Here is a 13,888-nt window from a genome sequence, read left to right as displayed (position 1 = left end):
GGCGGCAACCTGGGGCATGTGAGCGGCGGCGCCAGGGTCGCGGTTTCCGTAAGCAATGACACTGACTTCTACATAGCTGTCGATGGCAACATCGCCCAGGCGGGAAGCCGGTGGATGGATGGCTGGATTATCAGTTCACCAGCGCTCACCGGCCTGCCAGGCACCCTGAGCGCTTCTGTCGTGGTGGACGCTGATTCCCTGGTCAGCCTCAATGCGACAACCCCTCCCGGGCTTAACGCACTTGCGACGGCTGGGTGGTCGTTCAGGGTAGATGGCGGCGGGTTCAATCTCGTGAATACGACCGGTGGTCGTCAGATCGATGAGGCCGGCAATATCACGAGCTTCGGGGATCCAGGCACTTTCAATTTTCAGGTGGACTTTGTTTACGGTCAGCAGATCGACTGGGACATCATCTTCGTCGCAACGAGCCACGTTGGCGGGTGGGCCGCAGAAGGCGGCGGTCTGGCGGGTACTGCCGAAGTACTGTTCCAGAACACGATCCAGTGGATGGGCATCTCGTCTGTACTCGATGCGAACGGGCAGCCGGTTGAATTCAGCCTCAGCTCCGAATCCGGCGTTGACTGGACCCAACCCGTACCGCTGCAAGCGGTGCCGCTGCCCGCCTCGTTCTGGTTGCTCGGCTCGGGCCTGGTCGGCCTGATCGCCCGCCGGTACAAAGCCGCCCGCTGAGCGTCCATCTCGGGGTCGGCCCAAGCGGGCCCGCATCCTTTCCTGCATCAAGCGCGTCTCGCCCGACAGGCGCTCCGGTATGCTAGCCAGAGCGTTCTGCGGGCCTGCATGCTGCTTGCCGGCAGATCAGTGACAAATCAGTGACAATATTGAAAGTCCCAAAAAATGAAGAATAAGACCATAGTAATCAACGCTTTGGATGGCCACAAGATGGGTGGCTACCTGGCCCGGCCTGAAGGGGCGCCCAAAGCCGGCATCATCGTCCTGCAGGAGATTTTTGGCGTCACCGCACACATCCGCCGGGTGACGGACGGCTTTGCCGAACAGGGCTATCTGGCGCTTGCTCCCGCCCTTTTTGACCGCCTGGAATCGGGCATCGAACTGGAATATTCAGATTTCGAGACCGGCCTCAAGCTGATGCAGAAGCTGAAGCTCGACGACGTGGTGCAGGACCTGAACGCCACTGTGGCAAGCCTGCGACGCGGGCTGGCTGAAACGCCCGGGGCTGGCAGCAAGGTCGGCGCGGTCGGTTACTGCTGGGGTGGCTCGATTGCCGACCTCGCGGCATGCCGTGCCGATATCAACGCAGCGGTCTCGTATTACGGCCGCGCCACTGTCGGCTGGCTGAACGAGAAGCCGCGCTGCCCGGTGCTCTATCATTTCGGCGCGCTGGACCCGCTGATTCCCCCGGAACTCGTTGAACAGATCACCGTTGGGCGGCCCGGCCAGAAAGTACACATTTACGCCGACGCCGGTCATGGCTTCAACTGCAACGACCGGCATGAGTTTCATGCACCGAGTGCGGAACTGGCCTTGCAGCGCACACTCGAATTCTTCAGCCATCACCTGGGCTGAACACCAACCCGGAACGGAGATTTCCCATGTCTGACCCGTTGAAGCCCACGTCTGCGTCGAACCTGGACCGCCGCCAACTGCTCTCGGCCGCCGCGAGCCTGGCCGCCGCGCTCGGCATCAGCAGCACTCCACTCTCGCCGGCGCTGGCCGCTTCGAAGCAAAAGCGCGGCCAGCTCACCGGGCCTTTCGACAGTTTCCGCGACTACATCCGGGCGCTGGATGAACACGGGCTGCTGTTGCGTGTGCAGCGCCTCGACGAGGACCAGTACGAACTCGCCGCCCTCACCTATCGTCTGATCGACGAGTTTGGCTGGTACGGCGCGCCGGCGGTGCTGGTCGAGGAAATCAAACAGGATGGCCGCTGGATGAAGGGTCCCGTGCTCACCAACCACCAGGGTCACTGGGACACTGAAGCAATCATCTGGGGCAAGGAACCGGTAGCGGGGAACGGCCCGGAAACCTATCGCCGGATACTCGGCTCCCTTTATGAGCTGATCGACAATGCCAAAGGCAAGCTGCCACAGATCCCGACCAACCCGGTGCCGCGCGACAGGGCGCCGGTCAAGGAGATCGTGCTTCGCGGCGATCAGGTCAACCTGCTCGATTTCGCGTTCATCAAGTCCAATCCTGCTGATTCGGCGCGCTACATAAACACCGGCTCGGTGTTTACCGAAGACCCGGAACTCGGCATGAACTTCGGCACCTACCGCTGCGAGATCCAGGGACCACGCCGCATCGGCCTCAATTCGGAACCCGGACAGACCGGCTGGAAGATGTTCATGAAGAAGATCGAGCGCGGGGAGAAAACCTGCCCGGTCTCGATCGTCGTTGGCCAGGATCCGATCGCCTGGTTCATCAGTTCTTCACTGATCTCCAAGGGCGGTGCCGACGAACTCGCCATCGCCGGTGGTCTGCGTGGTCGCGCCGTCGATGTCATCAAGTCCGAGACCAACGACATGCTGATTCCCGCCAACGCGGAAATGGTGATCGAAGGTGAAGTGCTGCTCGACCAGATGGCGCCCGAGGGCCCCTTCGGCGAGATGTACGGCTACCTCGGCCTCAGGAAAGAAAAGAACTTCGTCATGAACGTCACTTGCGTGACCGCAAGGAAGAACCCGTGGATCCTCAACCAGTTTACCGGCGCAACCCGGGGCTTCTGCACGGCACCACTGGAAGCCTTCTCCTTTTACCGGCTGAAGAAGCTGATTCCGAATGCGGTGGCCTTTCACTCACCGGTGGAGTGGACCGGAATCGGCTTTCTGAGCATCGACAAGACCGCGCCGGGGCAGGCGCTGGAACTTGGCAAGAAACTGGTGACCATCGTGCCGATCACCAAGGCACTGATCGTCGTCGACAAGGATGTCGATATCCTCAACCGTACCGAAGTCATGCAGGCGGTCGGCGCGCGCTGGCAGCCGTATCCGGCTGCTGAAATCATCAAGGAAGCGCGCGGTATGCCGCTCGACCCGAGCTCACCGAACCGGCCCATGAGCAGCAAGATCGTCATCGATGCGACCCGCCAGTGGCCGGAAGAAGGCGGTCCGCAAGTCTATCCGGAGCGCAACCGTGACCTGCTGAACAAGCTGGCGCCTGAAGCGGCGAAGCTGGTGGACGCGCGCTGGGATGAATACATGCGCGGCTGGAAGCGGAGCTGCTAGTCGCAGGAGCGCCTATTCATCGACAACGGTATTGGCGAGCACGCCGATACCGTCGATCTCCACTTCGATGCGGTCACCGGCTTTCAGCCAGCGCGGCGGCTTGCGTGCGAAGCCCACACCGCTTGGCGTACCGGTAGCGATGATGTCGCCGGGATTCAGCTGACAGAATCCCGAGCAGTAGGCGACGATCTGCGGAACGTCGAAACACAGATCGGAGAGCGGTGCAGCCTGCACCGTTTCGCCATTGACGCGCGTGCAGAGCTTCAGCGTGGAAGGATCGGGAATCTCGTCGCCCGTTACCAGCCATGGTCCGCAACTGCCGCTGGCCGGAAAGTTCTTGCCGGGAACGAACTGGGTCGTGTGGTTCTGCCAGTCGCGCACCGAGCCATCCAGCAGGCAGGTGTAACCGGCGACGTAGTCCAGGGCTTCCGCGGCCTTGAGATAGCGTGCCCGGCGGCCAATCACGACGGCAAGTTCACCCTCGTAGTCATACTGCGTCGAGATCCGGGGACGGTATACGGGCTGCCGGTGGCCAACCATGGAGTCGGTAAAGCGAATGAAGACACCGGGATACTCCGGTCGCTTGCGACCCATCTCGTGTATGTGTTCGAGATAGTTCATGCCCACGCAGATGATGCGGGCCGGGTCGGGAATCGGCATCGAGAACTGCAGCGTATCGATATCCAGCGGCGCTGATGCCCGTACCGCATCTGCCAGGTCCTTGAGGGCACCGGCTGCCAGTACCGATTTCAGGTCCGGGAAACGCGCCAGAAACGAAGCGGGCGCGGGCTGCAAGCCGGCTGCCGAGACCACCCCGTAGCCCGGTTGCTGTCCAAGAGTGAAACTGGCAATGCGCATGGCGGCGCTAGTATAAGGATGAAATCGATTGGCCACCCACCCCGGGGTCTGCACATGGTCCAGCTTGCCGATACCAGACTGCTGCGCACCGCCGCCTGGGTGAACGGTGCATGGATCCCTGCACAGGGCGGCGGCACACTCGAGGTCCGCAATCCCGCAAACCGGGAACTGCTCGGCAGCGTACCCGACTGCGGCAGCGCTGAAACCCGCCTGGCAATCGAAGCGGCGGCAGCGGCCTTGCCTGCCTGGCGCGCACGCACGGCAGCAGAACGCGCCGCGCTGCTGCGCCGCCTGCATGCACTGATCCTCGCCAATCAGGAAGATCTGGCCATGCTGATGACCGCCGAGCAGGGCAAACCGCTTGCGGAGGCGCGCGGCGAAATCGCCTATGCCGCAGCATTCGTCGAATGGTTTGCCGAAGAGGCGCGGCGCGTTTACGGCGACGTGATACCGGGACATGCGAAGGACAGGCGCATCGTGGTCATCAGGCAACCGGTCGGCGTCGTTGCCGCGATCACGCCCTGGAATTTCCCCTCGGCGATGCTGGCCCGCAAGCTGGCGCCAGCGCTGGCCGCCGGTTGCACGATCGTCTGCAAGCCGGCCCACCAGACGCCGTTCTCCGCGCTGGCGCTTGCAGAATTGAGCCAGCGCGCAGGGATTCCGGCCGGCGTCATCAACGTGCTGACCGGCTCGGCGCAGGCCATCGGCGCTGAACTCACCGGCAATCCGCTGGTCCGCAAACTGACCTTCACCGGCTCCACCGCGGTCGGAAAAATTCTGCTGGAACAGTGCGCCGCAACCGTCAAGAAGGTCTCGATGGAGCTGGGTGGCAATGCGCCCTTCATCGTCTTCGATGACGCAGATCTCGATGCAGCGGTGGCCGGTGCGATCGTCAGCAAGTACCGGAATACCGGGCAGACCTGTGTCTGCGCCAACCGCTTTCTGGTGCAGAAAGGTGTTTACGGCGAGTTCGCCGCAAAGCTTGCCGCTGCCGTCGGCAAGCTGCGGGTCGGCGACGGCCTTGCGGGAGAAACCGACCAGGGACCACTCATCGATGCGAAAGCCCTGACCAAAGTCAGCGAGCACATCGCCGATGCCCTCGCCAAGGGTGCGCAGATACTGACCGGCGGGAAAGTCCATGCACTCGGCGGCACCTTCTTCGAGCCCACGGTGCTCGGCGGAGTGACCACTGACATGCAGGTCGCGCGCGAAGAGACTTTCGGCCCGGTGGCGCCACTGTTCAGCTTTGCCACGGAAGCGGAGGCAATCTGCATGGCCAACGACACCGAGTTTGGCCTCGCCGCCTACGTTTATACGCGGGATCTGGGCCGGAGCTGGCGGGTACCGGAGGCGCTGGAATACGGGATGGTCGGGCTCAACACCGGGCTCATCTCCACCGAAGTGGCGCCATTCGGCGGGATCAAGGAGTCGGGCATGGGCCGCGAAGGCTCACGCTATGGCCTGGACGACTACCTCGAGATGAAATACCTGTGTATCGCCGGCGTCGATCCGGCGTAGCTGCCGCCCGCTTCCGCGCAGGCGGCGGCCGACGCCGCTTGCTCAGGGCTGGCTGCGCTTGCTGTTCAGCCAGGAAACCAGCGGCTTCCACTGCTCCCAGTCCGGCCAGGCCAGGTACTCGGGCAGCTCATGGATGCCGAGGCCACGCGTGTAGGCGCGCACATAGTTCTGCGCTTCACGCAGATTGGTGACATAGGGCATCTTCAAGGCGCCGAGATAATCATCGAGATCCTGTGAAATCAGCGTGTTATCACGGACCCGGTTGCCCACCACAGCCAGCTTCACTTCCTTGCGCTCGACCTTGCCGACTTCGAGCAGGGCATCGATGAACTTGCTGGTGGCGAGAATATCGATGGTCGAGGGCAGTACCGGAACGACCACCGTCTCGGCATGCCGGACCAGCTCGGTAAGCTGCTTGCCATAGCAGCCGGCCGGCGCGTCGATGATCGCAACGTCTGCATTGCGCGGCACGTGCCGGAAACCATCCTCGAAGCCGGCAACGCCGGTGATCTGTGGACGGTTCTCGGGGCGTCTTGCAATCCAGTCCAGGCTGGACGCCTGGCGGTCATAGTCCACAAGGGCAACATTTTCTCCGCGACCTGCGTACCAGGCAGCCAGGCTGGTGGCGATGGTGCTCTTGCCACTGCCGCCCTTGGAATTCAGGACCATGATGTGACGCATGATTCGGCTTTCCTTGTTTTTGTTGGTTTTTCTTGTCCCGTGCCGGACAAATGCCGGCTTACCTTAACGACCGATTTAACAAAAGTCCACGGCGGCGCCTGGCCGCTATACTCCGCTCTGTTTATTCACGCTCCGGATCGATCACGCCATGCGCGTTCCGTTCACGAAAATGCACGGACTCGGTAACGATTTCGTCCTGATCCGCGGCGATGGCCTCGCCCTGCCGTCAGCCGACCGCATCCGCCAACTCGCCGACCGGCGGCGTGGCATCGGCTTCGACCAGCTGCTGTGGCTCGAAGCACCGCGCACGGCCGGTGACGATGTGTACTACCGGATCTTCAATACCGATGGCAGCGAAGCGGAGCAATGTGGCAATGGTGCGCGTTGCATCGCCCGGCTGGTCGGTGGCAACAGTCAGCGCGAACTCAGGCTCGGTCATGGAAACGGCAGCGTACGCGCACGCATCCATGCTGATGGCCGCGTCACCGTGGAAATGGCGGTACCTGAATTCCGCCCGGCGAAGGTGCCCTTTGTGGCCGAGCGACAGCAGCACACATATGCAATTGATGTGGCCGGCGAATCCGTGCAGATCGGTGTGGTCTCGATGGGCAACCCGCATGCCGTGTTGCGTACCGACGATGTGGCAACGGCTCGCGTCGCAGAACTTGGTGCGCTGCTCGAGCGACATGTGCGTTTTCCCAACCGTGCTAACATCGGATTCATGCAGGTGATGGCCGCAAACCGCATCCGCTTGCGGGTGTTCGAGCGCGGTGTCGGCGAGACCCAGGCTTGCGGAACCGGCGCCTGTGCAGCCGTGGTTGCGGGGCGATCGTGGAATCTGCTCGATCCCGAAGTGAGCGTTGAGCTTCCCGGGGGAACGCTGCAGATTCGATGGGATGGACCGGGTCAGCCCGTATGGATGACCGGCGAGGCAGTGACGGCCTTCGAGGGATCGACAGAGTTATGAGCACACTCAAGCAGCAGCATGCTGTGAACCCGGAAATCACCGAAGAGGCCATCGCCGACTACCTGCAGGCCAATCCCGAATTCTTTGAACGACACAGCATCCTGCTGAACAACCTGCGCCTGCCGCACAGCACAGGCGGTGCGGCCGTTTCGCTCGTGGAGCGCCAGATTCTCGTCCTGCGGCAGAAAAACCTGAAGCTCGAACGCAAGCTGAAGGACCTCGTGGATATTGCGCGCAGCAACGATACGCTGGCTGCCCGCATACACTCGCTGGCGATGCTGATGCTCGCGGCACCCGACCAGGCCGGTGTGATCCGGGTGCTTGAAGAACAGTTGCGTGTTTCCTTCAATGCCGACCGTGCGATTCTGGTCGTCTTCGATGCACCGGCCGATGCGGCCACGGCAGGCCGGTTCTTGCGCGTCATCGGTCGCGATGATCCGCAGATCGCGCCGTTCAGGACCTTTCTGCAGTCGAATGCGCCGCGCTGCGGGCAGATCCGCGATGCGCAGCGGGATTTCCTGTTTGGTCCGGACAACATCGAAATCGGCTCGGCCGCACTGGTGCCGCTCGGGGTGAATTCCGAAATGGGCTTCCTGGCGATCGGCAGCCGCGACGCCGGACACTTTCACCCCGGCATGAGCATTGATTTCCTGACCCGCCTCGGCGAACTGGTGAGCTGCGCGCTCAGGATACGCTGAACAGCGATGGAGCCCGCCGCCCATGGATCCGGCGCAGTGGCAGACGGTTGAACGCTATCTTGAGCATCTGAAGCTCGAACGGCGTCTGTCCGACCATACGACCCGCAGTTATCGTCGCGATCTGGTCTGCCTGGCAGAATTCTGCGACAAACACGAAATCAGCAGCTTCACCGAACTGAAATCACATCAGTTGCGGCGTTTCGCCGCCCAGAGTCATGCCGGCGGACTGGCACCGCGAAGCATCCAGCGTCGCCTTTCGGGCGCGCGCAGCTTCATGAAATACCTGATTCGGGAGGGGGTCATGAAAAGCAACCCCGGGGCCGACGTGGCGGCACCGCAGGTCGCGCGCCGGCTGCCCGGCACCCTCGATGCCGACCAGATGGCGAGACTGCTGCAGATTGAGGGCAGCGAGCCGGAAACGATACGCGACCGGGCCATGCTGGAGCTTTTCTATTCTTCGGGCCTGCGGCTCGCCGAACTGACCGGGCTCGATCTCGGTGATGTCGATCTTGCCGATGGCACCGTACGCGTCACCGGCAAAGGCAGCAAGACGCGCATCGTGCCGGTCGGGCGCTTTGCGCGCGAGTCGACAGGTGCCTGGCTTGCGATCCGCAGCGCATCTGCCGATCCGGGCGAGGCGGCCTTGTTTGTCAGCAATCGTGGCACGCGCATCAGCCCGCGAACCGTACAGAATCGGGTCCGGTACTGGGCGCAGCGGGCCGGGCTTTCCCAGCGCGTCTACCCGCATCTGTTCCGCCACAGCTTTGCGACGCACCTGCTGGAATCCAGCAGCGATCTGCGCAGCGTCCAGGAAATGCTCGGTCATGCCGATATCAGCACCACGCAGATCTACACCCACCTGAACTTCCAGCACCTGGCGCAGGTCTACGACAAGGCCCACCCGCGGGCCAGGCAGAAGAAAAGCTGAGGGCAGCGGCGTGTGGTTCCATGCGGCTGTCAACCGTCGGTGCCTGCGACCGTTATTCCCGGAAACAGCACTACCGAACCCCGTTAATCAAGGAGTCCAATCATGCGCCTGCACCCCACTCTAGTTGTTGTTGCGGCCACCGTCGGCCTGTTCCTCGGCGCCACGACCTTGCAGGCAGACGATTCGTCTGTCCCGCCAAGGCCAGGAAAGGAGTTCTGCAAGGAAAATCCCGGCAAGTGCGAGGAGGCCCGCGCGAAACGCAAGGAGTTCTGTACCGCGAATCCGGAAAAGTGCAAGGAACAACGGGAGAAAATGCAGTCCCGCCGGGCAGAGATGAAGGCGAAGTGCGATGCGGACCCGGAAAAGTGCGAGCAGATGAAGCAGGACATGCGTCAGCGCCGCGACGAGATGAAGGCCAAGTGCCAGGCTGACCCCGCCAAGTGCGATGAAATGAAGCAGAAAATGCGCGAAAAGCACAACGGGATGCATGGTCCCCGGCAGGGCAAGCCCGACGACGCGAACTGACACCCCCGCTTGTCGCGCTGGCAGGAACGGCGAAGGCCGCTCCTGCCAGCGCCCCTTGTGTTTCCGTCCAGCCGCCCTCATGTAGCAATGTTCCAGCAGCTTTCCGGGACGGCGCAGCGATGCAGCAGTTTGACGGCACCACGATCGTATCGGTGCGCAGAAATGGTTCGGTCACGGTCGGCGGCGATGGCCAGGTGACCCTCGGCAACACCATCGTCAAGGGCAACGCGCGCAAGGTGCGCCGGCTGGCCGACGGCAGGGTGCTGGCCGGTTTTGCCGGCGGTACGGCAGACGCATTTACGCTGTTCGAGCTTTTCGAAGGCAAACTCGAGCAATACGGCAACCTCAGCCGGGCAGCCATCGAGTTGGCCAAGGACTGGCGGACCGACCGGCGCCTCCGCCGCCTCGAAGCCCTGTTATGCGTCGCCGATCTGGAACGCTCGCTGATCGTTTCCGGCAACGGCGACGTGATTGAACCCGAAGACGACCTCATGGCCATCGGCTCCGGCGGGCCCTTCGCCCAGGCCGCAGCCCGTGCACTGCTCGACAACACGGAACTCGGTGCCGCCGAGATCGTGCGCACGAGCCTCGAGATCGCCGGCCGGATCTGCATCTATACCAACCAGAACATCACCATTGAAACCCTGACCCCCTGATACAACGGGGGCCGGCACGGGATTGCCAGACATGTCACAGATGACGCCGCGGGAAATCGTCCAGGAACTGGACAAGTACATCATCGGCCAGGATCCGGCAAAGCGCGCGGTTGCAATCGCGCTGCGTAACCGCTGGCGGCGCATGCAGGTGGCCGAGCCGCTGCGCGAGGAGATCGCGCCAAAGAACATCCTGATGATCGGGCCCACCGGTGTGGGCAAGACCGAGATCGCGCGGCGCCTGGCGCGTCTGGCCGAAGCGCCGTTCATCAAGGTCGAGGCCACGAAGTTCACCGAGGTCGGTTATGTGGGCCGCGAAGTGGACAGCATCATCCGCGACCTGATGGATGCGGCGGTCAAGCTGACCCGTGAGCGGGAGATACAGAAGGTTCGGCACCGGGCCGAGGATGCCGCCGAGGAAAAGATCCTCGATGCACTCCTGCCGCCGGGCCCGCCGGGGCAGCTTGTCCCGGGCGAGAGCCGCGACTCCGATACCCGGCAGAAATTCCGCAAGATGCTCCGTGAAGGCAAGCTCGACGACAAGGAGATCGAGATCGAAGTCGCCGCCATTCCGATGGGCGTACAGATCATGGCGCCGCCCGGCATGGAGGAAATGAGCAACCAGCTGCAGGGGCTCTTCCAGAACCTCGGCGGCAACCGGCGCCGCTCGCGCAAACTCAAGGTACGCGAGGCATTCCGCCTGCTCATCGACGAAGAGGCCGGCCAACTGATCAATGAAGATGATCTGAAAACAGCTGCCCTGCAGAACGTCGAGCAGAACGGCATCGTCTTCATCGACGAGATCGACAAGGTCACGCGCCGCGGCGAATCGCAGGGCGTGGACGTGTCCCGCGAGGGCGTACAGCGCGACCTGCTGCCGCTGGTCGAGGGCTGTACGGTCAGCACCAAGTTCGGCATGGTGAAGACCGATCACATCCTGTTCATCGCTTCGGGAGCTTTTCACGCTTCCAGGCCTTCAGACCTGATTCCGGAGTTGCAGGGACGCTTCCCGATCCGGGTCGAGCTGTCAGCGCTGTCCAGCGGAGACTTCGTACGCATCCTGACCGAACCGGATGCCTCGCTCACGCGGCAGTACACGGCGCTGCTCGCCACCGAGGGCGTCGAGGTCAGCTTTGCAGACAGCGGTGTGCAGCGCCTGGCCGAGATCGCCTTCCACGTGAACAGCGAGCAGGAGAATATCGGCGCACGCCGCCTGCATACGGTAATGGAGCGGCTGCTGGAAACGATTTCATTCGAGGCCGCAGACCGGAATGGCGAGCGAATCAGCGTCGATCTCGACTACGTGAACCGGCACCTCGGTGAACTGGTGAAAAACCAGGATCTGAGCCGATATATCCTCTGAAGTCATGCGCAACCCGGTGCCGGGTTGATGCATGATGTAGCTCCCGTGTGGACAGTCCGGCCCGCCGGCGAGATCATTCGCGCCTGAGGGTCCCGGCAGCGAGCAGCGCAGTGCCACGACAAAAGGACATCGCCCGGTGAGAACGCTTTCACGTCATGCCAGCCTTGTATTGCTCGCGGCTGTACTCGCGGCCTGCAGCAACCCGGAGAATGATTTCCGCGCCGCCGAACAGGCCAATACCGAAGCGGCGTGGCGTGAGTTCCTCGACCAGCATCCGGATAGCGCACTGGCAGGGCAAGCACGTCTGCGGCTCGACGATCTGCGCGAACAGCAGGACTGGGACAAGGCGCAACAGGCGCAGAGTCCCGAGGCGCTGCGCGCCTACCTGCAGGCCCACCCGATGGGGCCGAATGCTGACGCCGCGCTGGAGCAGTTGCTGGACCTGGAACGCCGCTTTATCTGGCAGACGGCCACGCGGACGGCAACCCGGGAAGCCTTCGAGAACTTCCTGCTCCAGTATCCCGATGCGCCGGAGGCTGCCGAGGCCCGCGAGCGGATCGCGACACTGAGCCCGGCGGTGCCGGCCCGACCTGCCCAGCCCAGACCAGTACAGCCCAGCTCAGCCGCCGCCAGCCCTGAAGCCGGCCGCAGCAAGACAACTGTCAGCCAGCCTGTTGCTGCACCAAAGGCCGGTACGGGCAAGGCCCGCATGCAGTTCGGCGCTTTCTCGACGCACGAGCGGGCGCTTGCACAACGCAAACTGCTGGCGTCGAAGTTCGGCCAACTGCTGCCCGGGTCCGTCACGATTGACGCTCCCCTGAGCGGCGGCAAGGACCAGCTGTACCGGCTGCGATCGGCACCGATGAGCGAAGCGCAGGCACGCAGCAGCTGCGCTGCCCTCAGAGAACAGGGCCAAGCCTGCGTGATCGTGCCCTGAGCGGAGACGCTGTGAAGACAAAGACGAGCAAGGTCCGCAAGTCCTCGGCCAGGCCGGTCAGCCGCAAGAAAGCGCCGGCGCGCCGTCCGGCCAGCAAGAAGGCGCGCAGCACCAGGGTTCCGCAGCGGACTGTCTATGAGGGCAGCTGCCACTGCGGTGCGATCGAATACAGCTACGCAACCGCCCTGCCGGTACACAAGTGGGTCGTGCAACGTTGCCAGTGCAGCTTCTGTCGCGGGCACGGCGCCTGCACCACCGCCGATCCGGCGGGCGAGATGCAGTTTCGCTTCGTTCAGCCCGAGTTCCTGCGCCGCTACCGCTTTGGTCTGCGCACCGTGGACTTCCTGACCTGCAAGGAATGCGGCACGCTGGTCGCTGCGGTACTGCTGTCCAGAAGGGGCGCCCACTCGATGATCAACATCAACAGCCTGCACGAGATACCGAAGCGCCTGCCGACCGGCAAGCCCGTGCAGCACAATGGTGAATCCGCTGAAGAGCGCCGCATGCGGCGCGCGCGCAGCTGGACACCAGTCAGCGGGCCCGTATGACCAGCGCCGAGGACAATGGTTTTCCTGTAGACCCGACTGCCCTGCGCGCCCGTCACGATCCGCGGCCTCCATCCACACTCAAACCCTTTGCTCCCGGCGATGTGCTGGTCGGCGCCACGCTGCTCAACGATCCGCAGGACGATCATGCCGGCCATGGACGGATCATCCAGTTCGATGCCGAGTTGAAAGAAAAGGGCGTGCTGTGGCTCACCGGCACCACGCACCTGGTATATGGCCTCAGCTTTGCGCCCGATGGCACCCTATGGGCGCAGGACCCCTGGGCGTGGACCACGGTGCGTGTCAGTCCGGATGGCCGGCAGCTGCTCAACCTGCAGTTTGATCACCGCGCGTTCTCGAAAGTGCACTTCATGGCGGATGGCACGCTGTTGTTCACTGAAATGCTCGATGGCGACCACCAGCCCGAGCCGCTGACCACACGCCACCGGCCGCTGCCCGGCCATCGCACGCATCTCGGCGATGGCGATCTGTGGCGCTACACGCCGGACGGCGAGCTGATCGAGATGCTCGAGCCGGAAGTCCATGGCGGCATGAGCGGCAGCATGGCAGTCACGCACTCGGTACTGTCAACGGACCAGAGCCGGCTGTTCTATGTGTCCGAGACCGGACCGCGGCTGATGCAGTTTGATCTGGCCAACGGCTGCCAGTTGCCTGATCTGCGCAGCGGCACCGAAGGCGACCGGACCATGATGCACTTCGACCTGTCGCTGACGCCGGATGGCGTGCTGATGGTCTGCATGGGCAACCGCATCGATGCCCTGACTCAGGACGGCGTCTGGCTGCGCAGCTACCCGCTGCCGGGTTTCGGCTGGTCGATCATCGATGCACGCGGCGGCGACCATGCCTGTGTGGGCAACTGGTTCAGCGGCGAAGTCGTGAAACTCGACCTGGAGAGCGGCGAGATCGTCGCACGGACGATGGTTGCCGAAAAATGCATGGCGGGCATCGCCCGCTATCTGCCGACGGGTTGACCGGCCGGCGCGGATACCGG

The 13,888-nt window shown here is 63.1% G+C and carries 15 protein-coding genes; 13 read left to right on the top strand and 2 right to left on the bottom strand.

Going from position 1 to position 13,888, the window contains the following annotated elements; genetic code table 11:
* Window positions 1-114: 114 nt before the first annotated feature.
* The 3 genes from H6979_08505 (at window position 115) to H6979_08495 (ending at window position 3,203) form a co-directional block, all read left to right on the top strand.
* On the top strand, window positions 115-690 hold the full coding sequence (locus tag H6979_08505) for a PEP-CTERM sorting domain-containing protein (protein MCP5139884.1): 576 nt from the start codon (window positions 115-117) through the stop codon (window positions 688-690).
* A gap of 210 nt (window positions 691-900) precedes the next feature.
* Window positions 901-1,545 carry a dienelactone hydrolase family protein gene (locus H6979_08500; protein ID MCP5139883.1) on the top strand — a complete coding sequence of 215 codons (645 nt, stop codon included), beginning with the start codon at window positions 901-903 and terminating at the stop codon, window positions 1,543-1,545.
* 26 nt (window positions 1,546-1,571) lie between these two features.
* On the top strand, window positions 1,572-3,203 hold the full coding sequence (locus tag H6979_08495; protein MCP5139882.1) for a UbiD family decarboxylase: 1,632 nt from the start codon (window positions 1,572-1,574) through the stop codon (window positions 3,201-3,203).
* 12 nt (window positions 3,204-3,215) lie between these two features.
* On the opposite strand, the gene H6979_08490 is transcribed toward H6979_08495, so the two are convergent.
* Window positions 3,216-4,061: a fumarylacetoacetate hydrolase family protein gene (locus H6979_08490; protein MCP5139881.1), complete on the bottom strand. Its 846-nt coding sequence runs from the start codon at window positions 4,059-4,061 to the stop codon at window positions 3,216-3,218.
* A gap of 54 nt (window positions 4,062-4,115) precedes the next feature.
* Between H6979_08490 and H6979_08485 the strand changes: the two genes are divergently transcribed.
* Complete coding sequence (locus tag H6979_08485; protein ID MCP5139880.1) at window positions 4,116-5,579, top strand: NAD-dependent succinate-semialdehyde dehydrogenase; 1,464 nt, start codon at window positions 4,116-4,118, stop codon at window positions 5,577-5,579.
* A gap of 42 nt (window positions 5,580-5,621) precedes the next feature.
* Here the strand turns inward: H6979_08485 and H6979_08480 are convergent, their stop codons facing one another.
* Window positions 5,622-6,260: a ParA family protein gene (locus tag H6979_08480; protein MCP5139879.1), complete on the bottom strand. Its 639-nt coding sequence runs from the start codon at window positions 6,258-6,260 to the stop codon at window positions 5,622-5,624.
* A gap of 148 nt (window positions 6,261-6,408) precedes the next feature.
* On the opposite strand from H6979_08480, the gene dapF reads away from it, so the two are divergent.
* The 9 genes from dapF to H6979_08435 all read left to right on the top strand — a co-directional run bounded on the left by dapF (window position 6,409) and on the right by H6979_08435 (window position 13,868).
* On the top strand, window positions 6,409-7,227 hold the full coding sequence (dapF, locus tag H6979_08475) for a diaminopimelate epimerase (GenBank protein MCP5139878.1): 819 nt from the start codon (window positions 6,409-6,411) through the stop codon (window positions 7,225-7,227).
* Entirely contained in the window at window positions 7,224-7,925 is a 702-nt protein-coding gene (locus tag H6979_08470; GenBank protein MCP5139877.1) for a DUF484 family protein, read from the top strand. The genes dapF and H6979_08470 overlap by 4 nt, the downstream gene beginning before the upstream one ends.
* A gap of 22 nt (window positions 7,926-7,947) precedes the next feature.
* A complete protein-coding gene (gene xerC / locus H6979_08465) occupies window positions 7,948-8,853 on the top strand; it encodes a tyrosine recombinase XerC (GenBank protein MCP5139876.1) in 906 nt (301 codons plus the stop codon).
* 102 nt (window positions 8,854-8,955) lie between these two features.
* On the top strand, window positions 8,956-9,378 hold the full coding sequence (locus tag H6979_08460; GenBank protein ID MCP5139875.1) for a hypothetical protein: 423 nt from the start codon (window positions 8,956-8,958) through the stop codon (window positions 9,376-9,378).
* Between the two features lie 119 nt (window positions 9,379-9,497).
* Window positions 9,498-10,034, top strand: coding sequence for an ATP-dependent protease subunit HslV (gene hslV / locus H6979_08455; protein MCP5139874.1), 537 nt, complete (start codon window positions 9,498-9,500; stop codon window positions 10,032-10,034).
* A 31-nt stretch (window positions 10,035-10,065) separates the two neighbouring features.
* Window positions 10,066-11,394, top strand: coding sequence for an ATP-dependent protease ATPase subunit HslU (gene hslU, locus H6979_08450; protein MCP5139873.1), 1,329 nt, complete (start codon window positions 10,066-10,068; stop codon window positions 11,392-11,394).
* A gap of 136 nt (window positions 11,395-11,530) precedes the next feature.
* Entirely contained in the window at window positions 11,531-12,331 is an 801-nt protein-coding gene (locus H6979_08445) for an SPOR domain-containing protein (GenBank protein ID MCP5139872.1), read from the top strand.
* An 11-nt stretch (window positions 12,332-12,342) separates the two neighbouring features.
* Complete coding sequence (locus H6979_08440) at window positions 12,343-12,879, top strand: hypothetical protein (protein ID MCP5139871.1); 537 nt, start codon at window positions 12,343-12,345, stop codon at window positions 12,877-12,879.
* Entirely contained in the window at window positions 12,876-13,868 is a 993-nt protein-coding gene (locus H6979_08435; protein ID MCP5139870.1) for a hypothetical protein, read from the top strand. Before H6979_08440 ends, H6979_08435 begins: the two co-directional genes overlap by 4 nt.
* The last annotated feature ends 20 nt before the right edge of the window (window positions 13,869-13,888 follow it).

Source organism: Chromatiales bacterium (assembly GCA_024234935.1).
Classification (GTDB): domain Bacteria; phylum Pseudomonadota; class Gammaproteobacteria; order Steroidobacterales.
This window is presented reverse-complemented; position numbering and strand designations above follow the sequence as displayed.